Origin of the sequence: Acinetobacter sp. YH01005 (assembly GCF_013420465.1) — a bacterium.
Taxonomy (GTDB): domain Bacteria; phylum Pseudomonadota; class Gammaproteobacteria; order Pseudomonadales; family Moraxellaceae; genus Acinetobacter; species Acinetobacter amyesii.
Genome location: NZ_VOYA01000003.1, coordinates 187,658 through 207,863 on the forward strand (window position 1 = coordinate 187,658; position 20,206 = coordinate 207,863).

A 20,206-nucleotide genomic window follows, 5' to 3' on the forward strand; every position below is an offset into this window, starting at 1 on the left:
AAGTTTGTGCTACAGCATAGCGCAAAATACGCCTAGAGTGAATTTTGCGATGCTGCCTAGATGTAAATAATTTAAGTCGATATAGCAGGACTTTGGCGTGAATTATTGTGCTGCGGCAGCCACCGCTTGAGCTTGGCGGAGTGCTGCATTGGCTTCGCGTTGTTGTTCTGCTTGTTGCTCATTTTGTTCATTCGACTGTTCGGCTTCACGTGAAACCTCTTCTTGGTTTTTTGCTGGAGTTGATTGCGTAGTCGTTGTTGCACCATAGGTATTTACTTTACCTTTACGCTGCGCATTTTTTGGCGGTGGCGTGGTGGTGTAATGCGTTGAACCTTTAGCATCCACCCATTTGTAATATTCTTTCGCTGAAAGGTCCAAACTGGTCAGGCAAAACGCCATGCTAGATAAAATACAGGCAGTTCGTGCAATCGTCGTCTTCATCATAAATTCAGTCCCAAAGTTATAGTGATCATGCAAAATTATGCTGAAAATTTTGCGCTTTTTTGACAGCAGAATCTATGCATTTTTTAGCACAAAGGATAAAAGGGGCATCGCGTGGGATGAGTAACTTTGTGAATGATGATTTGTGAATGATGAATTGTGGAATTAATAAGCAATCAAAATATTGTGTTTTTATCATTTAATCCATGCCTTAAGTTGAAAGTGAGGCAATTGAATTAAAAACCCACAGCAATTCATTTAATTTATTTATTAGATTTATAAAAGTATTTTATTAAATACATGCTAACTGGTTATAAATAAACAAACTACAAAGAATGCAAAGAACGGGAGTGTGCTTAAAAAACAAACGGTCTGTAAGTAATCAGAAAAAAGCCCATTTTTAAACTTGACTTTAATGGTTGAAACTACAAAAATGCTGTCTTTAGTTTTATATGCCTTAGATCGATCACCCTTCGAATGAGTGCATTTTAGCAATGGACTTCTTCTCTAGCCGAGAGGTTGAACAAAGCCAACAAAATATGTTTATCCCAACATGTTTTAGACCCCATATTGCTCAAACAGCAAGCAGGTCAGATTTTTTTCTTATTGCTATGAAAACTATGAAATTTGTGTGCTATAACAGAGCACACAGTTAATGAATTAACCACGACAAATGCCCTCCATTTGTGCGTGAAAAAAGATTAGGGTGAATCACGTTGGAACTTTTATCTGGTGGTGAAATGCTCGTACGCGCTTTAGCGGACGAAGGCGTTGAACATGTTTTTGGATACCCAGGCGGCGCAGTACTGCATATTTATGATGCGCTATTTCAACAAGAAAAAATCAATCATTACCTAGTGCGCCACGAGCAAGCTGCTGGTCATATGGCTGATGCTTACTCACGTGTCACAGGTAAAACAGGTGTCGTACTGGTGACATCTGGTCCGGGTGCAACAAATACCGTAACTCCAATTGCAACTGCCTATATGGACTCAATCCCAATGGTGATTTTGTCAGGTCAGGTTGCAAGCCATCTTATCGGTGAGGATGCGTTCCAAGAAACGGATATGGTCGGTATTTCGCGCCCAATCGTAAAACACAGCTTCCAAGTGCGTCATGCAAGCGAAATCCCTTCGATTATTAAGAAGGCATTTTATATCGCTTCAAGTGGTCGTCCGGGTCCTGTTGTCGTTGATATTCCAAAAGATGCAACGAATCCTGCAGAGAAATTTGCTTACGAATATCCTGAAAAAGTGAAAATGCGTTCGTATCAACCGCCGCATCGTGGTCACTCAGGTCAAATTCGTAAAGCAATTGATGAATTGATTCATGCTAAACGCCCAATTATTTATTCAGGCGGTGGTGTGGTTCAAGGCAACGCTTCTGCACAGTTGACAGAACTTGCACATTTATTGGGTTATCCAGTAACCAGTACTTTAATGGGTCTTGGTGCGTATCCGGGCAATGATGAACAATTCATCGGTATGTTGGGTATGCATGGTACTTACGAAGCCAATATGACTATGCACAATGCAGATGTGATTCTGTGTGTGGGCGCGCGCTTCGATGACCGTGTAACCAATAATCCAGCGAAATTCTGTCCAAATGCGAAAGTCATTCATATTGATATAGACCCAGCAACGATTTCAAAAACAATTATGGCGCACATCCCAATTGTGGGTGCAGTAGAGCCTGTATTGACTGAAATGTTGGCTCAATTAAAGCAATTGAATGTGTCTAAACCAAATCCAGAAGATATCGCGGCTTGGTGGAAACAAATCAATGAATGGCGTCAAGTTCATGGTTTGAACTATGACAAACCAACTGATGGTTCAATGAAGCCACAGCAAGTTGTTGAAGCGTTGGATAAAATTACCAATAGCCAAGCCATCATTACTTCAGACGTTGGTCAACACCAAATGTTTGGTGCGCTTTACTACAAATACACACGTCCACGTCAATGGATCAACTCAGGTGGTCTAGGAACCATGGGTGTAGGTTTGCCATATGCTATGGCAGCAAAACTTGCCTTCCCAGATCAACAAGTAGTGTGTATTACTGGCGAAGCATCGATTCAGATGTGTATCCAAGAACTATCTACATGTAAGCAATATGGCTTGAATGTAAAAATTCTATGCTTGAATAACCGTGCATTAGGTATGGTTAAGCAATGGCAAGACATGAACTACGAAGGTCGTCACTCAAGCTCGTATGTTGAGTCACTTCCAGACTTCCCTAAATTAATGGAGGCGTATGGTCATGTAGGTATTCAAATTGACCATGCAGATGAACTCGAATCGAAGCTTGCTGAAGCAATGGCGATCAATGACAAGTGCGTGTTTATTAACGTGATGGTTGACCGTTCAGAGCATGTATATCCAATGTTGGTTGCTGGCCAGTCAATGAAAGATATGTGGTTAGGCAAAGGAGAGCGCACACAATGAGACATATTATCTCTGTACTTGTAGAAAACGAAGCAGGTGCGCTTTCACGTTTGGTAGGTTTATTCTCTCAGCGTGGTTATAACATTGAGACATTAAACGTAGCGCCAACAGAAGATCCGACGCTTTCGCGTTTGACTTTAACCACGTATGGCGATGAGCATAAAATTGAACAAATCACCAAACAACTCAACAAGCTTGTCGAAGTTGTTAAAGTTGTTGATTTGTCTGAAGGTGCTCATATTGAACGTGAATTGATGTTAATTAAAGTCAAAGCACTTGGTTCAGCGCGCGCAGAAATTAAACGTACTGCGGATATTTTCCGTGGACAAATCGTAGACGTAACACCAACGACATATACCATTCAAATCGCAGGTACAACTGAAAAGATAGATGGTTTTATTGATGCCTTAGCTGAAAATACAATTCTAGAAGTTGTACGTTCAGGTGTTTCAGGTATCGCACGTGGCGAAAAAGTTTTAACTATCTAATTTTATATATTCACCTCACTCCTATGGGTGAGGTACTTGAAACGTGAATAATCAAACAGAATCACGGTATCAAGTTAAAGGAAACAAAAGCATTTTAGCGGAGACAGCAATGCAAATTTTTTACGATAAAGACACAGACTTATCTATCATCCAAGGCAAAAAAGTAGCAATCATTGGTTATGGTTCACAAGGCCATGCTCATGCGCTTAACCTTAAAGATTCAGGCGTTGACGTAACTGTAGGTCTACGTGCTGGTTCTACTTCTTGGAAAAAAGCTGAAAATGCTGGTCTTAAAGTTTCAGAAGTTCCTGCTGCTGTAGCTCAAGCTGACTTAGTTATGATTTTGACTCCAGATGAGTTCCAATCACAACTTTACCGTGACGTAATTGAGCCAAACATCAAGCAAGGTGCAACGCTAGCATTTGCTCATGGTTTCTCTGTTCTTTATAACCAAGTTGTTCCACGTGCTGACCTTGACGTAATCATGGTTGCTCCAAAAGCGCCTGGTCATACTGTACGTTCAGAATTCCAACGTGGTTCAGGTGTACCTGATCTTATCGCTGTTCACCAAGATGCTTCTGGTAATGCACGTAACGTTGCGCTTTCTTACGCTTCAGGTGTGGGTGGTGGTCGTACTGGTATTATTGAAACTTCATTCCGTGAAGAAACTGAAACTGACCTTTTCGGTGAGCAAGCAGTTCTTTGTGGTGGTGCTGTTGAATTGGTTAAAATGGGCTTCGAAACTTTGGTTGAAGCTGGTTATGCACCAGAAATGGCTTACTTCGAATGTCTACACGAACTTAAATTGATCGTTGACTTAATGTTCGAAGGCGGTATCGCGGACATGAACTACTCAGTATCAAACAATGCTGAATATGGCGAATACGTAACTGGTGTTGAAGTAATCAACGAACAGTCTCGTGAAGCTATGCGTAATGCGCTTAAACGTATTCAATCTGGTGAATACGCGAAGATGTTCATCCAAGAAGGTGCGTTGAACTATCCTTCTATGACTGCTCGTCGTCGTCAAAACGCGGCGCATGGTATCGAAGTAACTGGTAACAAGTTACGTGCGATGATGCCTTGGATCCAAGCGAACAAAATCGTTGATAAAGAGAAAAACTAATTTCTTGAATCAATTGATTTGAATACGAAGACCCACTCATTTTGAGTGGGTTTTTTAATATCTAAAGTTACGTGCCTTAAAAATAGAAAAGCATACTTTTCTATTTTTGCGTACCTTGGATCCTAGCGAACAAAATCGTAGACAAAGAAAAGAACGAAGTTCTGATATCTAAGTCAAAAAGCCCTTGTTTTTAACAGGGGCTTTTTTATCCCTTATAAAAGACGGCATCAAGGCTACGAGCCTCAAATGATGTAAGCGATACTTTCATCATTTTCGCGCCTTGGATCCAAGCAAACAAAATCGTTGATAAAGAGAAAAACTAATTTCTTGAATCAATTGATTTGAATACGAAGACCCACTCATTTTGAGTGGGTTTTTTAATATTTAAAGTTACGTGCCTTAAAAATAGAAAAGTAGTGCTTTCATTCCTTACGCGTCACTCAGAACAGTGTGCTGCCTCGTTGTACTTCGTACAAAACAATGTTTTGTACTCGTTCATACTTTGGATCCAATCGAACAAAATCGTAAGCAAAGAAAAGAATTTATTTAATTATCTTTTGAGTTTTATGATACAAGGAACCCAATATTAGCGTGGGTTAGAATAATGATTTTATATAAATATGTGAGTTTTGAAGCTGCTTTAACGATTTTGAAAACAAAATCTCTAGGTTTTTCACATTTAGAAGATTTTAATGACCCATTTGAATGCACTGGTTTTGGTTTTTATGATTTGGATGTACCGACATCGGTAGCAGTAGGGCATTCCGAAATCAGTTTTCTAGAAAATATGTGATTTTAAGTTTGACTAGAACTGCTTTAAATCTACTCATCTGGCCACATTATGGGGATAGTTAAAAAAGGTGTCGTGATCGGAATAGACACATGCAAAGCAGGCCTTGAAGATGGTGATCAATTTATTATTCCTTCAACAAAAGGGGAGTTAAGATATTTAAAAACAGCGCCGAAGCAGGCCAATGTGGCAAGTGTTGAAAAATTAATGTCTGTAGGAAATTCAAATATTTTAAATTGGGATAATGAAGAAGTTTTAATAAAGCATGGTTTGCTTTATAAAATGCAGGAATGGGCATACGAAGAGGAAGTACGTATTGTAAAGAATATTAGCGATGCTCAATTCGGGTATCACTTTTCTACAAAAACACATGCATATATCAATGACCAACTTTGGCAAAGAGTCCCAATTGCAAACGCGTCCAATTTATACGTTAAAATTGCCTGAAGAAGCCTTTTTTGAAGTATATGTTGGGAAAAATGCATATATTGATCTTAGAAGAAAGCAAGAGCTTGTGAAGCCAGTAATTGATCATAAGAGATCAGTGTGAATTGCTGAAAGATCTATGTGTTGAATCTAATATTAGTTTGAAATGCATTTCATTAGATTTGGAAACATGGTCTTTAAAAGTGAATCAAATTTAATTTGATGGTTTTGAGTCATGGGTGGTTTCAAAACTCCTATATTTGTGTCAGCTGAGTTGAATTTAGGTTGTGATAGAGTAGGCATTATTCATGCTGCATGGAGTGTGTAATTGCAATGAAAATATCAAAACTCTCTCTCTTACTCGCTCTTTGTCTACCTGTGGTGAGTTTTGCACAAGTTTCAGATATAGCACAGTCTGAGTTAAAGCCTTTACCTGATGTTCGGATATCCATGCAGCGGATGCTTCGCTCTACTGAAGGGCGTTATTTCTTAGATTTGTATGCTGGCATATGGAATCCGCACGGGACTTTGACTGATTTGCAAGAGCCCAAACAAATTAACTTTAAAGGGACTCAAAAAGCAGATTTTATTGACTTGAATTCAGTCAATGTTGGGACGGAACAAAGTGCTGCAGCAGCTTATCGATTGGCAGGTACATTGAATGCAAATACAGGCTACTTTAAAGCTGAACTGACGGAACAAACGGCACCACCATCTACAAGTTATCTACAGTTTGAACCTGCGTTTAAAGCTGCAGATAAACCTATCCTGCTGTTTAAGTTTTATGGGGTGCAATCCGCAGACCAACCTTATGGGAAGTCTCTAAAACGCGTAGATGTGGTTAATAAATCAAATGGCAAAGTACTACAGTCATTACAAGGCTTTAATGCTTTTGGGAATAGTATGGGATTCTTAGATGTAAACTTTGATGGATACTATGATGTTGTACTTTCAGATACCTCTGATGGTCGAAAAATAGAAGATAAGCGATTTATTTATTGGATGTACAATCCTAAAACGAAGAATTTTCAACGCTCACCACAATTGGAAAAAATTGCTGGCTTCCCAAAATTAAAAGGAGAGTTGCAGCAGATCGACTTTGGATCAGGTCAAATCTTTCGAGTCGATCAAGGATTGCTTTATCCAGTCAGTGAGTAAGTTAAATTTTAAAAAGCCCCATAACTTGGGGCTTTTTTTATTTATAGAATTTTCTAAAGATGAATGTAGATACTTTTAAATGAGGTAGTCAGTATTTTGAATAAAAAATCAAAGTAAAAAGAGGGTTGAAAGAGAGGGACTGAATTTTAACATACATGATATTTCATGTAATAAATGAGATTCTAAAAATTTGAAAAACAAAAAACTGAAATTTAAAGAAAGAAAATATGATTTACAAAAGCTTAACATTGGAAACTAAGACGTGTTTCAAAACCTGTAATTTAATACAAAGGCTCAGTATTTGGTGACGTAATTCTTGTATTGCGTTTCAAAAGACATACCTGAAAGTAGTGATTATACATTTGAGATTCTATTTAAAATTTAAATTTAATCGGTCTTTACTATTAATATAGTTGAATATTCACGTAGTATTGGTTTGTTTGAAAATTATTTTGAACTATTTCACAAATATTTGGTGAAATATGTAACAGCCTATATTATTTTTAATGTTACTAAATTTAATAAAAACAATAAGATATGTTATACCAAAAAATAGGGATATGAAAAAAATCCCCAAAATTTGGGATAAAGAGAAAAATTAAATAAAAATATAAAAATTAAAAATATTTAATATATTACAGCCACATAATTTAAATATTCGTAAAAAATAATATTACATGAATATTCGTGTGAATATTCCACGTTAGGTTCTTTTTTTCTCCACATGATTAAGAATGAATCAGCACCTAGGGAAAGTAAGATTAATTAGTTTTTCTTAATAAATATCCTTTGATGCACATACTAATAAATCTCAAATGAGAATGGAGTAATTGCTATGAATAAATTAATCAAAGTAACTGTATCAGCATTGGTTTTGGGTTTAGGTACAGCAGCATATGCTACCGAAGCTAATCGTGGTGGACATGGTGGCGGTAACCCGGGTGGTGGGCACCAGAGTGGAAATAGTGGTTGTGGAACAAAATGTGACGGTGAAATTCCAATTGAATTGAATGTACCTAAACATTGTGATTTAGATATACTAGGTAAAGATAAAAAAATTACAATGGCAGCCGGTGCACAAAATAAATGGAGCGGTTCTGCTCAATTTGAAGTTCGTGCAAACGCACCTTATAAACTTAATATTACTAAACCTTCAGAATTAACTAACGCAATTGATGGTACACAAAAGATCGGTGTGAATGTAGATACTAAACTTGGCACCACCCTATATGCTGGTGCAACTTTGCCATATAGTTCAACTGCACGTACATTTGATGTGGTAGCTACAACAGTAAACGCTGTTTCTGAGATGGCCCACTATGGTACATACAAAGGCACATATAAAGTAGCAGTTGATTTCTAAATAAGAATAAACAATAGTGGTGTATATTCAAGATATGCACCACTATACTATTATTATAAGGAATAAATATGCAAAAAATAATTTTGGCCATAATCATTAGTTGTATTAGTGGTACTATCTTTGCAGGTATTAAATTTACACCTATACAATTATATTTAGGCGATAAAGGTAGGCAGCGTAGCACTACTGTCGTGGTTGAAAGTACAGGATTCACAAAATCTAAAATCTTTGAAATCTCTGCATTAAACTGGTCGCAAAATGAAAAGGGAGAAGATGTCTTAGTTGAAGATAAAACTTTGATGTTTAATCCAAAAGTTTTTGAGTTGAAACCTGAAAGTAAGCAAATTGTTCGAGTGGGTTTTGCACAACAATTTGCACCGAGTGAGCTGGAAAAAGAAAAAACATGGCGTGTCATTTTTAATGAAGTTACGCCAGTTGCAGACGATGAATCAATCAATTTTCAATTCAAATTTTCATTGCCGTTGTTCGTGGGAAAACAATATAAAACAGATCTCGGTGTTCAGTTAAAAACTGATAATAATATTGCAAAAGTTGATGTTATAAACAAAGCAAACTCACATGTTCAAATTACAGATATTACACTTGTTGATAAGAAAGACAATGAGATATTAAGTAAAAGTTTCAATAGTTATTTGCTTGCTGGTCATGAATATTCTTTCGATTTAGGCGCTGTAAATATTAAAGATAAAAGTAATGTGAAAGTTAAAATTAAAACTGATAAAGATGGAAGTTTGTTGGAATATTGATTTTAGGGATATATGAGGGTAATTCTATGAATAATTTTAGAGTTGTTCTGCTTTTTTTTAGTACTGTTGGTGCTACATATGTCCATGCTGTACCGGCAATATTATCTAATAATGAAGAGTCAAACATTGTGAATGTTTGGCTTAATGGTGTTGATCGCAATGTTGAAACGGTCTTACTTACTAGTGAAAATGGGGATTACATCGAGTGCAGAACTTTAGATGAGTTAGGGGTAAGTTCAGTAAAATTTATTAAATATAATAATAAGGAAGAATTTTGTCTTTTGAAAAACACTGATATCAGTTTTGAAAAAGATGATGGCTTACAAGCTATAAAGATAAATCTATCACCGGTATATTTTTCTGAAAAATTTTATGGAAATGTTGTTACAAAGCCACAAAAAGCAAATTTTGGTGGCTTTATAAACTATGACTTTTTTTATAGTAAAGATGATTACTCAGATGATTTTAACACTCTTGCTGAAATCGGTTTTTTTAAAGATTATTGGCTACTCGACAATTCATTCATATATCGAAGTTCTCCTGATGAGGGTGAAAAAAATGTATTACGCCTAAGTTCCTATTTTGAAATGGATATGCCTGAAAAATATTTAAAATTTAGGGCTGGGGATAATACAACTAACTACAATGCTCTAACAAACTCATTTCGATTTGGTGGCTTGAGTTTTGGTACAAACTATACAGAACGTCCAGATTTTGTATATTGGAATATGCCAACTTTAAATGGTAGTGCGGCATTACCTTCAACTGTTGATTTGATGTTGAACGGTGTTAGTTTATATAAACAAGCAATTACTCCTGGAAAATACTCTCTACAAACAGGTGCGAGTATTGATCAGGGAGGGGAAGCGACAATAGTTGTAGAAGATGTGTTAGGGAATAGGTCGGTACAAAGTTTTCCAATTTATATCAGTAATAAGCTACTAAGTGTTGGCTTGAATGAATATGATATTTCATTGGGGAAATTAAGATATAACTATGATGAAGATGATACTGACTATCGCGAATTTTTTTCTAAACTGTATTATCGTCGAGGTTTGAGTCGTAGCACAACAATGGGTTTTGATGCAACGTATTCAGATGATATTAAAATTTTAAATTTAATGTGGACACAAGGTGTTAGTAAGTATTTTATTTTAGATACTGAATATGCTGTTAGTGATTATAACGGTGAAGTGGGATATGGTGTTTCAGGTAGTGTTAGCAGAAGTTTTAAGGATTGGTCGTTTGGTTTAAATAGTCGTTATTACACAGAAGAATTTAAGCAGCTAGGTTTTGAAGAGTATTCTATAAATACTAAATATTCAAATTTAGCTTATTTGAATTTTTCAAATTTAAAATTTATTGATAGTTTAAGTTTAAGTTATGTTGATAATGTTAATTATAATAAAGATGGATTTGAACAAGAAGATAGTCAAATTGTCAATGTGGGTGTGCAAAAACGATTAACCAATAATTTATATACGACAGTAAATTATTATAAAGATTTTAAACAACATGATAATAGCTTTAATATTATGTTGAGCTATAGTTGGGGTAATGTAAATAGAGTAAATTTAGAGCATGATACGGATAGAAATGAAAGTTTGCTCAGTTATACGCGCAATAGCATTAATCAGACAGGTTTAGATTATTCGCTTGCAGTTGGACGTTCAGATGGTGAAATGAATTATCATGCCTTTGGTTTGTATAAAACCAATGTAGGTGATTTAAGTGCTTCATATGATGAGTATGATAATCTTAGATTGGTGCAAGCACAGTACAATGGTGCATTAGTTTGGCTAGGGAATAAAGCCGCATTTACAAAATATGTTGATAATGCATTTGCATTAGTTAGCTTGAGCGGAATGGAAAATGTTGATGTTATGAAGTCTTTATCTGTTGTGGGTAAAACAAATAAGGATGGTTATGCATTTGTGCATAATGTTATTCCATATATTAATTATGATATTTCTTTTGATCAAGATCAGCTTCCATTGGATTATTCATTTGATCAAACCACTAAGAAAATTAATGCTCTAGATAAGCGAGGCTATATTGTAGATTTTAATGTAGCGCCAACTAAGAAGTTTATTGTGCATCTTAAGAACATAAATAATCAAAATTTCCCTCTGGGAACAGTGGTTAATGTCAATAATGATGAAGGTTATTTCGTTGATAGCGATGGATTGTTTTATGTCTATTTATCGCAAAAAACAAATTATAATCTTCATGTGTTAACTAAAGAAGGAAAAACTTGCAGTGCGAGTTTAAGTGTTACTCAAAATCAAATTAATACCGCCGAATCCTCAATTATTGAATTGGTTTGTAGGTAATATGGGAGGTTCCTATGAGATTTTTACTCATATGCTGTTTATCTGCAATATCTAGCACAGCAGTTTATGCTGCTGGCTGTTCTGTTGGTGGGTTATCTGCACCAGAAATGCGATTATCCAATTATGTTTATAGTGAGACAGCTACGTCATTTCATGTATCTTGTGATCGGAGTTATTCAATCACATTTCGTAGTCAAAATTTAAAAAATAGTAATGGATTAAGTTCTGTTTCGAATGGACCGTATCAATTAAGAACGCAACTTAAAGTCATAGGAGGTTCTGATAATCTATGGGGGGCAATCATGAACCAACGTGCTGGACAGGATAGAAAATATACGATTTCTGCGCGTTTAATGGATAACCCACTTTCCTATAATGTTCCAGCAGGAGTATATCGGGATAAGATTTATGTTAATGTCGATTTTTAAAAATAATCATCCAATCTTACATTGTAAAAAAGGAGATGAATAATTCTCCTTTTTTCACGATTGTGTCATCAAATAATCATCAAAATGCAAAAACTGCTGCTTAAATTGTGGATATACATTTATAAGAAGCATGTAAGATCATGACAGAATCGGCTATCAATTTGGGGCGTATACAGGATGAACCTGCACGCTTTCAATTCCAATTTAAGCATATGCAATCACGAATGGATGTGCAAACGGTCTCAACCTTAATCCGTCTAGGTCTAAAAATTGCCATTGTTACAGATACGTGGGCGCCAGAAATTAATGGTGTTGCACATTCTTTATTGCAACTGTGTAAGGGCTTGCAGCAACAAGGCAACTCAATATTTTTAATACGTCCTGAACAGTCCGAAAGTTGTCAGGATTTCAAACCTGATCAAGAGTGTTTGGTTCGAGCGCAGTCGATTCCTAGATATTCAGGTTTACAATTTGGCTGGCCGCAATTGATCAAGCTGAGTAAAGCTTTAAAAAAAGCCCAAGTCGACATTGTGCATATAGTCACTGAAGGGCCTTTGGGATTTGCTATGCTTCAACTGGCGCGTTCTTTACAGATTCCTGTGTCCAGTGGTTTTCATTCGGCCTTTCATGATTTTAGTCGATTCTTTGATTTAGCGTTTTTAATGAAGCCTGTACAACATTATTTACGATGGTTTCATAACAATACTCAACTCACCTGTGTCCCGAGCCAAGATACTGCAGATGCCCTGCATCGATTAGGTTTTAGTTGTCCATTGGTGGTGGTGGGGCGTGGTGTGGACCATAGTCGATTTTCTCCCTCACATTATCGAGCAGATCTGAGACAACAGTGGCAAGCAGATGAACATACCCGCGTGATGCTGTATGTCGGTCGGCTATCTCCTGAAAAAGAGGTAGATGTTTTGATTTCTGCCTACCGTTCGATGTTGGCTATGGATGCACGAACGAAATTGGTCATTGTGGGGGATGGCCCAGATCTTGAACGATTAATGCAACTGGCAAAATCCCTAGATGTTATTTTTATGGGAAGTTTAAGTGGTCAGGCTTTATCGGAAGCCTATGCCAGTGCGGATGTTTTTGTTTTCGCAAGTCAGGTTGAGACCTTTGGTAATGTGGTTTTGGAGGCAATGGCCAGCGGATTGCCGGTGATTGCATATAATGCTGCATGTGCCCAACTGCACGTGAGAAATCAGCAAACGGGATGGTTATGTCATTTATCTCGAACCGATGAATTTATTCGCCTCATGCAGCAATTACCGCAACGCGCTAAATTAAAAACCATGGGCATCGAGGCGGCAAACGACGCAGCTAAAATTGGTTGGCAATATCCTGTACAGCAATTTGAGCAAGCGCTATATCGCGTGGTGGATCAAGCCATGATGAGCCAATGGAGCTAGCGCTATTGGTTGTATAGAGAAGTTGAGCATCCTCATAATCAGTATTCATTGAACTGTCATCAAAGCATCATTGCACTGTCAAAAAGAGAACCTAAGCTAAGTTAAACACAGAACTAAACTTGTAAAAATAACAACACAAATCTAGCTCAACCCCAACACAGTCAGGCTTTGACTGTAGATAGGAGATTAGCGATGAATTTTAAAAATGCAAAAACAAGAATGCTGCATCTCGATTTAAAAGGCTGTATTTATCTCAATCATTTTTCGCATCAACAAGTTGTTGCTGACATATTTAAAATGGTGAGTCGACTTGGTGATGGTGTGTTTTGGTATGTCATGTTGGCGACGGTCTGGATCGTGCAGGGCATGTCTTACAGTGTACAAATCGTCTATGTATTACTGGGTGGTTTCGTCGGCACCTCGGTCTACAAACTCCTCAAAAAGAAAACTGTGCGCCCAAGACCGTACCAAGTGCATCAAGTGATTCGCTTAGGTGAACGTCCTCTAGATCATTTTAGTTTTCCATCGGGGCATACTCTACATGCAGTCATGGCGACAACAGTATTGGGCTATATTCAACCCATGCTGTTGGTCTTAATGTTGCCCTTTAGCTTATTAGTGGCATTATCCCGCATGATCTTAGGTTTGCATTACCCAAGTGATGTCGCTGTCGGTGCTGCTATAGGTGCTGCAGTGGGTGCGGCGATTATTCTCTGTGCACCTCTTTTCGGTTTGGTTTTATAGTTTGATGTGGACATCTCAATTGCAAAATCTGGTAATAAAAAAATTAAAAGGGTTTATCACGTCGAATTGCTGAAATTTGTTAAAGTAAGCCATCATTCTATAGACGATGTTAGGAAGACCCATGGGTTTACGCTGGACAGATACCATTGATATCGCAATTGAGCTGTATGAAGCTCACCCTGATGTTGATCCGCAATGGATTCGCTTTACTGACCTACATGCATGGGTATGTGCATTGCCAAATTTCACTGATGACCCTGAAAAGTCGACTGAAGGTCTGCTTGAGGGAATTCAGATGGCCTGGATTGATGAGGCAAGTTAATCCCTACATCGAAAAAAGCAATTTTTTTGTATAGCAAAAGCAGAAAATAGCGCATTATTCGGTATAATGCGGCAAATTTTTCACGTCAAATTGACTTAAGGAGCCTCTCATGGCTATTGAACGTACTTTATCTATCGTTAAACCAGACGCAGTTGCTAAAAACCACATCGGCGACATCTTTGCTCGTTTCGAAAAAGCTGGTCTTCAAATCGTTGCAACTAAAATGAAACACTTGACTCAAGCTGAAGCTGAAGGCTTCTACGCTGAGCACAAAGAACGTGGTTTCTTTGGTGACCTAGTTGCATTCATGACTTCTGGTCCAGTTGTAGTTTCAGTTCTTGAAGGCGAAAATGCAGTTCTTGCTCACCGTGAAATCCTTGGCGCAACTAACCCTAAAGAAGCTGCTCCTGGTACTATCCGTGCAGACTTCGCTGTAAGCATCGACGAAAACGCTGCTCACGGTTCTGACTCTGTAGCATCTGCTGATCGTGAAGTTAACTACTTCTTCGCTCAAACTGAGATCGCTCCACGTACTCGTTAATTCGAAGTATTCGAACCAGATAAGTGGTATACTGCTTGTCTGGTTTTTTTATTCTCTGAATAATTCTTCGCTCAAATACTGAGCATCTCCTTTGATCTTTAGACATGGTTTAGGTAATTACACATGAGTACTGAAGTAGTCGCTACATCAGTTGTTTCTGATGCACAGCAACAATCTCCATCCGCTCCGACGCAGCAAAATACTGTGGAGAAAGTGAATTTACTGGGCATGTCACGTCCGCAAATGGAAAAATTCTTCGAAGAAATGGGGGAGAAAAAGTTCCGTGCTGGGCAGGTGATGAAATGGATTCATCAGTTCTTCGTGACTGATTTTGCTGAAATGACCAATATTTCTGGCAAATTGCGTGAAAAACTAGAAAAGATTTGTGAAATTAAAGCGCCTGAAGTGGTGCATAAAAATTATTCAAAAGACGGTACTCGTAAATGGGTGTTCCGTGTAGGTGATGGTGCAGGTTCATTGGTTGAAACCGTGCTCATTCCTGCAGAAGATAAAACCGGCGCACGTAAGACCTTGTGTATTTCGTCACAAGTGGGCTGTGCTCTGGACTGTTCATTTTGTTCAACTGGTAAACAAGGTTTCCAACGTGACTTGAGCCAAGCTGAAATTATTGGACAGCTGTGGATGGCGAACTTCTCTTATATGGAAGATGTGCCAGTTGCTGATCGTGAGCGTTCAGTGACCAACGTGGTGATGATGGGTATGGGTGAGCCACTGTTGAACTATGATGCCGTATTGAATTCAATGCGTATCATGCTGGATGACTTTGCGTATGGCATGTCGAAGCGCCGTGTGACTTTATCAACCTCAGGTGTGGTGCCTAAAATTGACCAATTGGCACAAGACATTGATGTAGCCTTGGCAATTTCACTCCATGCGCCAAATGATGAACTACGTAACGAACTTGTTCCGATCAATAAAAAGTATCCGTTGGAACAGTTGATAGCAGCTTGTCAGCGTTATATCGCCAAAGATGGCAATGAAAGTTCACGTAAACATGTGACCATCGAATACGTGATGTTAGATGGTGTAAATGACCATCCTGAACATGCACAGCAAATGTTAAAGCTGTTGAAAAACTTACCAAGCAAAATTAATTTAATTCCGTTTAACCCGTTCCCGCATGCGCCATACGGTCGTTCAAGCCGTAACCGTATTATTTCTTTCCAAAAAACTTTGTCTGATGCCGGTTTTGTGTGTACGATTCGTCAGACACGTGGTGATGATATCGACGCTGCGTGTGGACAACTCGTGGGGCAAGTTGCTGACCGTACTCGTCGTGCGGAGCAATGGAAAAAGAAAGTTGCGCAGCAAAATGAGATACTGCGCTCACAAGGATAATAAAGAGGCAGCCAATTGAAAAAGTTAACGTATAAGTTCACTTTCGTTTCAGCTTTATGTGCATCGGTTTTGGCATTAACAGCATGTCAAACGCCTGAGATTGGGAAAAAAGACCCAGAGAAAGCCGTAAAAATCAGAACGCAATTGGCTGTTGAACACCTGAAAGCAGGGGATTTGGACTCTGCTAAACGCGCATTAGATCAGGCTTTAGAAGTGGATTCTCGCGATTCCCAAGCCAATATGATGATGGGTGTCTTACTACAACGAGAAGGCAGCCCAGCCAACTTAGAAAAAGCAGATAGTTATTTTAAGCGTGCAATTTCAGCAGACTCAAAAAATTCTCAAGCGCGTAACAACTACGGTACGTATTTATACCAAGTTGAGCGCTATAATGATGCGATTGAACAGTTCAGCATCGCAGGTTCAACTTTAGGTTATGATCAACGTTTCAAAGCATTGGAAAATTTAGGTCGAATTTACCTGAAAGTGGGTGATGTGGCGAATGCTGAAAAATCATTCAAACAAGCTTTGCAGGCTAATCGTGATTCCTATGTTTCAATGTTAGAGTTGTCTGAAATCTTTTATTTGAATCAGCAGTTCCCTGCTGCCACACAAATGTATGAACAATTTGTACGTGCAGTAGGACAAAAAAATCAGGGTGCGCGCGCACTCTGGATTGGCATTCGAACAGCGCGTGCCAATGGCGACAATTTGGGTATGCAAGTACTGGTTAACCAGTTACGTGCTTTGTTCCCAGAAAGTCCTGAATACCAACGCTATTTGCAATTACAGTACAGTACTGAGGCCGTATGGAAGTAAATCCTAATTCACCGCAATCGAATGGTTCGAGCGTAGCTCCAAATGCATTAGGAAATGTACAACGCCCAGGTGAGTATTTACGTCAAGTACGTATTACGCAAAAACTGGAACTTGAAGCTGTCGCATCAGAACTCAATATTCCATTAAAAACACTGACTGCACTTGAGCAAGATGATTATAAGTCATTGCCTGAAGCGACCTTTATTAAAGGTTACTACCGCACTTATGCCAAATATTTAAAAGTTGATGCAACCAATATCATTCAACGTTTTGATGATATTTATGCCAACGATACGGGATTGTTGCCAAATCACGCGTTAAATAATTCACCGATTAAAATTATGGGTAAATTACCCGGTTCTAACCGTGACCGTAATCGTAAATGGATCAAACGTGGTTTGATTGCATTGGCGGTGTTGGTGGTCATTGGTGCGATCGTGGCAGCGATTCAAGGCATGACCTCGGGCAGCGATAATGAAGACGCTGTGACCAGTGATGTCGCTTCAGAAGTTCAAGTCCTCGACATGAATGGTGGAAATGCAGCGGTCAGCGGTGATCAATTGACATTGACCTTCAGTAGCCCGACTTCAGTACATATTGTTGATTCGACGGGTAAGGTGTTGGCGACAGGTCGTCAAGCATCGACGCTCAACTTAAACGGTGAAACACCATTCCAAATTCGTTTGGATGATGCAACAGCAGTGTCATTAAGCTTAAATAATGAAAATATTTCATTGTCACCATATACCGTAAACGGCAAAGCAGATTTCCGTTTATCACGTTAAGGGACAACAGAGCAGACTGAACAATGATTGAAAATCCAATTAAGCGCCGTCCAACGCGTAAAATTAAAGTAGGTTCGGTGTATGTCGGTGGTGATGCGCCGATCAGCATCCAAAGTATGACCAATACTGAAACCTGTGATGTCGAAGCGACCGTGGCACAGATTCAGCGCTGTGTAGACGTCGGTGCGGACATCATGCGTGTTTCTGTACCGAGTATGGAAGCTGCTGAAGCTTTTGGTGAAATTCGTAAACGTGTGCAAGTGCCACTGGTTGCCGATATTCACTTTGATTATAAAATTGCTTTACGTGTTGCAGACCTTGGTGCAGATTGTTTGCGTATTAACCCGGGTAATATTGGTTCTGAAGCCAAAATCCGTGAAGTGGTAGCTGCTGCACAACATAATGACATCTCTATGCGTATTGGTGTCAATGCAGGTTCGCTCGAAAAAGATATTCAAAAGAAATATGGTGAGCCTACAGGTCAGGCCTTGCTTGAATCTGCAATGCGCCATATTGATATTTTAGACCGTTTAAATTTCCATGAATTTAAAGTGTCAGTCAAAGCATCGAATGTATTCCTGACTATGGATGCTTACCGATTACTTTCTGCACAAATTGATAACCCATTACACTTAGGTGTGACTGAAGCAGGTGTCTACCGCACGGGTTCAGTCAAATCTGCTATCGCTTTAGGCGGTTTGTTGATGGAAGGCATTGGTGACACCATGCGTATTTCATTGGCCGCAGAGCCTGAAGAAGAAATCAAAATTGGCTTTGATATTTTAAAATCATTGGGCTTACGTTCAAACGGCATTAACTTTATTGCATGCCCAAGTTGTTCGCGCCAAGAATTTAATGTCATCAAAGTCATGCAAACATTGGAAGAGCGTTTAGAAGATATTCGTACCTCAATGGATGTATCGGTGATTGGTTGTAAAGTAAATGGTCCGGGTGAAGCCAAAGAAGCCGATATTGGTGTAGTAGGTGCAAGTCCGCGTTCACTGGTGTATCGTAATGGCGAAAAGAGCCATTTAATTGACACAAATCAGTTGGTTGACGAAATCGAAGCGATGGTTCGTCAACGTGTTAGCGATCTTGAAGACGCTAAAGCTAAAGAGATTATTCGCACAAGTTTTTCTGAGTAGATCATGAGTTCAATCGTCGCAATCAAAGGTTTTAATGACATTCTCCCTACGCAAAGTCCTGCATGGAGACGTCTAGAACAGCATCTATCTAGCCTGATGGATGCTTATGGTTATCAGCAAATTCGCTTGCCGATTGTGGAGCAGACTCATCTGTTCAAACGTTCTATTGGTGATGCAACGGATATCGTTGAAAAAGAAATGTACACATTCTTAGACAAAGGTAATCCGCCTGAGTCTTTGACTTTGCGTCCTGAAGGAACAGCAGGGTGTGTGCGTGCAATGCTTGAACATAACTTACTTCGTGGTGCTACACCGCGTGTATGGTATGTCGGCCCAATGTTCCGCTATGAAAAACCACAAAAAGGTCGCTACCGTCAGTTCCATCAATTTGGCGTAGAAACTTTTGGTGTTGCAACACCAGATCAAGATGCAGAATTGATTTTAATGACTGCACGTTTGTGGAAACGCATGGGCGTTGCAGATAAAGTTCAATTAGAACTCAATACTTTAGGTGAGTCTGATGAACGTGCAGCTTATCGTGCAGCATTGGTTGAATTTTTAGAGTCACATAAAAATGACTTAGATGAAGATTCACAGCGTCGTCTAACCACGAATCCACTGCGTATTTTGGATTCTAAAGATGCAAAAACACAAAGCATTTTGGAAAATGCGCCAAAACTTCACGACTTTATGGGTGAAGAAACGTTGGCTCACTTTGCTCAATTGCAGCAGTATTTGACTGACGCTGGTGTTGGTTTTGTGATCAATCAAAAATTGGTTCGTGGTCTCGACTACTACAATAAAACGGTCTTTGAATGGACAACTACACACTTAGGTTCTCAAGGAACGGTATGTGCTGGTGGTCGTTATGACGGTTTAGTCGGTCAGCTTAAAGGTAAAGCAGACCAGTCTGTGCCTGCTGTTGGTTTTGCAATGGGTATGGAGCGTTTGCTTCTTCTACTTGAACAAGTGGAAGACAATACCCCAGTGCGTGACTGTGAGCTATTCTTGGTTTCAGATCCTGCAACTCAAGGTAAGGCATTGGTACTTGCTGAACAAATTCGTGATCAACTTGAAGCAGCGGGTAGCAACATTCGCTTAAAAGTTGGTTCACAAGGTTCAATGAAATCGCAAATGAAAAAAGCCGACCAATCGGGCGCTTTATTTGCTTTGATTTACGGTGAACGTGAGCAAGCAGCAGGGCAAGTGCTGGTGAAAGAGCTAGCGATTGCAGAACAACACGAAGTGAATGTGGCAGACTTTGTTGCCTTCATTATCGAAAAAATTTCTTCAAAATAATCCCTATAACATA

Annotated in this window: 20 protein-coding genes; 19 read left to right on the forward strand and 1 reads right to left on the reverse strand. The window is 38.8% G+C overall.

The window, feature by feature from the left end; genetic code table 11:
- Window positions 1–102: 102 nt before the first annotated feature.
- Window positions 103–399 (reverse strand): DUF4124 domain-containing protein, encoded by a 297-nt coding sequence (locus tag FTT72_RS02425; RefSeq protein ID WP_373683082.1) that lies wholly within the window; start codon window positions 397–399, stop codon window positions 103–105.
- 758 nt (window positions 400–1,157) lie between these two features.
- Between FTT72_RS02425 and FTT72_RS02430 the strand changes: the two genes are divergently transcribed.
- The 19 genes from FTT72_RS02430 (at window position 1,158) to hisS (ending at window position 20,193) form a co-directional block, all read left to right on the forward strand.
- Window positions 1,158–2,885, forward strand: a complete 1,728-nt coding sequence (locus FTT72_RS02430; protein WP_168378448.1) for an acetolactate synthase 3 large subunit — start codon at window positions 1,158–1,160, stop codon at window positions 2,883–2,885.
- Window positions 2,882–3,373, forward strand: a complete 492-nt coding sequence (ilvN, locus tag FTT72_RS02435) for an acetolactate synthase small subunit (RefSeq protein ID WP_078189625.1) — start codon at window positions 2,882–2,884, stop codon at window positions 3,371–3,373. Before FTT72_RS02430 ends, ilvN begins: the two co-directional genes overlap by 4 nt.
- Window positions 3,374–3,482: 109 nt before the next feature.
- On the forward strand, window positions 3,483–4,499 hold the full coding sequence (ilvC, locus tag FTT72_RS02440; RefSeq protein ID WP_078192867.1) for a ketol-acid reductoisomerase: 1,017 nt from the start codon (window positions 3,483–3,485) through the stop codon (window positions 4,497–4,499).
- A 604-nt stretch (window positions 4,500–5,103) separates the two neighbouring features.
- Window positions 5,104–5,292: a hypothetical protein gene (locus FTT72_RS02445; RefSeq protein WP_257220830.1), complete on the forward strand. Its 189-nt coding sequence runs from the start codon at window positions 5,104–5,106 to the stop codon at window positions 5,290–5,292.
- A gap of 48 nt (window positions 5,293–5,340) precedes the next feature.
- Window positions 5,341–5,736 carry a DUF2971 domain-containing protein gene (locus tag FTT72_RS02450; RefSeq protein WP_180042254.1) on the forward strand — a complete coding sequence of 132 codons (396 nt, stop codon included), beginning with the start codon at window positions 5,341–5,343 and terminating at the stop codon, window positions 5,734–5,736.
- 312 nt (window positions 5,737–6,048) lie between these two features.
- Window positions 6,049–6,873: a hypothetical protein gene (locus FTT72_RS02455; protein WP_257233393.1), complete on the forward strand. Its 825-nt coding sequence runs from the start codon at window positions 6,049–6,051 to the stop codon at window positions 6,871–6,873.
- 835 nt (window positions 6,874–7,708) lie between these two features.
- Window positions 7,709–8,236 carry a hypothetical protein gene (locus FTT72_RS02460; protein WP_180177798.1) on the forward strand — a complete coding sequence of 176 codons (528 nt, stop codon included), beginning with the start codon at window positions 7,709–7,711 and terminating at the stop codon, window positions 8,234–8,236.
- A gap of 68 nt (window positions 8,237–8,304) precedes the next feature.
- Entirely contained in the window at window positions 8,305–9,003 is a 699-nt protein-coding gene (locus FTT72_RS02465; protein ID WP_180177799.1) for a molecular chaperone, read from the forward strand.
- A 26-nt stretch (window positions 9,004–9,029) separates the two neighbouring features.
- Entirely contained in the window at window positions 9,030–11,336 is a 2,307-nt protein-coding gene (locus tag FTT72_RS02470; RefSeq protein ID WP_180177800.1) for a fimbria/pilus outer membrane usher protein, read from the forward strand.
- A 14-nt stretch (window positions 11,337–11,350) separates the two neighbouring features.
- On the forward strand, window positions 11,351–11,764 hold the full coding sequence (locus FTT72_RS02475) for a hypothetical protein (protein ID WP_180177801.1): 414 nt from the start codon (window positions 11,351–11,353) through the stop codon (window positions 11,762–11,764).
- A gap of 137 nt (window positions 11,765–11,901) precedes the next feature.
- Complete coding sequence (locus FTT72_RS02480; RefSeq protein ID WP_373686882.1) at window positions 11,902–13,179, forward strand: glycosyltransferase family 4 protein; 1,278 nt, start codon at window positions 11,902–11,904, stop codon at window positions 13,177–13,179.
- Window positions 13,180–13,371: 192 nt separating this feature from the next.
- The gene (locus FTT72_RS02485; protein WP_180177803.1) at window positions 13,372–13,923 is read left to right on the forward strand and encodes a phosphatase PAP2 family protein; all 552 of its coding nucleotides are present in this window, start codon (window positions 13,372–13,374) and stop codon (window positions 13,921–13,923) included.
- A gap of 121 nt (window positions 13,924–14,044) precedes the next feature.
- Complete coding sequence (iscX, locus tag FTT72_RS02490) at window positions 14,045–14,245, forward strand: Fe-S cluster assembly protein IscX (protein WP_078189615.1); 201 nt, start codon at window positions 14,045–14,047, stop codon at window positions 14,243–14,245.
- 109 nt (window positions 14,246–14,354) lie between these two features.
- Window positions 14,355–14,786, forward strand: coding sequence for a nucleoside-diphosphate kinase (gene ndk, locus FTT72_RS02495; RefSeq protein ID WP_078189614.1), 432 nt, complete (start codon window positions 14,355–14,357; stop codon window positions 14,784–14,786).
- A 123-nt stretch (window positions 14,787–14,909) separates the two neighbouring features.
- On the forward strand, window positions 14,910–16,145 hold the full coding sequence (rlmN, locus tag FTT72_RS02500; RefSeq protein WP_180177804.1) for a 23S rRNA (adenine(2503)-C(2))-methyltransferase RlmN: 1,236 nt from the start codon (window positions 14,910–14,912) through the stop codon (window positions 16,143–16,145).
- Between the two features lie 15 nt (window positions 16,146–16,160).
- Window positions 16,161–16,964: a type IV pilus biogenesis/stability protein PilW gene (gene pilW, locus FTT72_RS02505; RefSeq protein WP_078189612.1), complete on the forward strand. Its 804-nt coding sequence runs from the start codon at window positions 16,161–16,163 to the stop codon at window positions 16,962–16,964.
- A complete protein-coding gene (locus tag FTT72_RS02510; protein ID WP_180025979.1) occupies window positions 16,955–17,749 on the forward strand; it encodes a RodZ domain-containing protein in 795 nt (264 codons plus the stop codon). Before pilW ends, FTT72_RS02510 begins: the two co-directional genes overlap by 10 nt.
- Before the next feature lie 23 nt (window positions 17,750–17,772).
- Window positions 17,773–18,894: a flavodoxin-dependent (E)-4-hydroxy-3-methylbut-2-enyl-diphosphate synthase gene (ispG, locus tag FTT72_RS02515; protein WP_180177805.1), complete on the forward strand. Its 1,122-nt coding sequence runs from the start codon at window positions 17,773–17,775 to the stop codon at window positions 18,892–18,894.
- Between the two features lie 3 nt (window positions 18,895–18,897).
- On the forward strand, window positions 18,898–20,193 hold the full coding sequence (gene hisS / locus FTT72_RS02520; protein WP_180177806.1) for a histidine--tRNA ligase: 1,296 nt from the start codon (window positions 18,898–18,900) through the stop codon (window positions 20,191–20,193).
- Window positions 20,194–20,206: the final 13 nt, after the last annotated feature.